Origin of the sequence: Streptococcus sp. 1032 (genome assembly GCF_013277015.1) — a bacterium.
In the GTDB taxonomy this organism is placed as follows: Bacteria; Bacillota; Bacilli; order Lactobacillales; family Streptococcaceae; genus Streptococcus.
Map to the genome: position 1 here is coordinate 1 of NZ_VMMD01000039.1, position 816 is coordinate 816.

Genomic DNA, 816 nt, shown 5'->3' on the forward strand with positions numbered 1-816 from the left:
CATCTCCTTGGGAAACAATTGAAATCTCTAAATCTTTCTTTTTAATCTTACCTTCTTCGAAGAGTTTTTCCTTTTCTGCTCGTATTTTTTCAAGTAGAACTTCGACTGGTTCATCATTTGGGTCTTGTTCAACTAATTTTCCTTGCATAGCATATTGAAGAATAGATTTTTTTAGTTTATCTGGAAATTCTTTATCTAGCTGTTCTAGTCTATTATAACTTTCAGCATATTCATCTACTTTTTCTAAAGCTGATTCGATTACTTCTACTATGCGTTGTTGTTCGGATAGTGGAGGCAATAACATAGGAACTTCATATTTTAAAAATTTTATTGAAGCTAAATTTTTTATCGCTGAACCTATAGAATGCTCTTTTAGTGTATTAATCAAACTCGTAAACATCCATTTAAAATACTGTGAATCTATTATATCTGAGTTTAACGTAAGTTTTAATAATGCTTGATTTATAACTCCATTATAATAATTTGAAGGTATTTGAAAGATTTCTCCAATAGTACCTGCACAAGATATTAAAATATCTCCTGCTTTTATTGAAAAATTTTTTAAACGTATATAATCACTCTCTTTTAACCAATAGTCTCCATAATCTATAGTTTTTCTTATAGCATTACCTTGTTCATAAACCTTATATGTATGTTCTCCTTTCGGAACAAACATTGACTTTGTTATAGAACTACCAAAAGGACCTCTTTTTATTGAGCCGTCCTCTAATGCACAAATGTCTGGTAAATAAACTATGGCCCATCCTTTAGGTATATTATGTTTAAACTCTTTTATACTTCCATCAGCGAACTTCT

1 protein-coding gene is annotated in these 816 nt (G+C 29.8%); it reads right to left on the reverse strand.

Annotated elements, in window-relative coordinates; translation table 11 throughout:
• Window positions 1–816, reverse strand: an 816-nt coding sequence (locus tag HT711_RS10950) for a restriction endonuclease subunit S (protein ID WP_173250150.1), incomplete at both ends; no start/stop codon positions are given.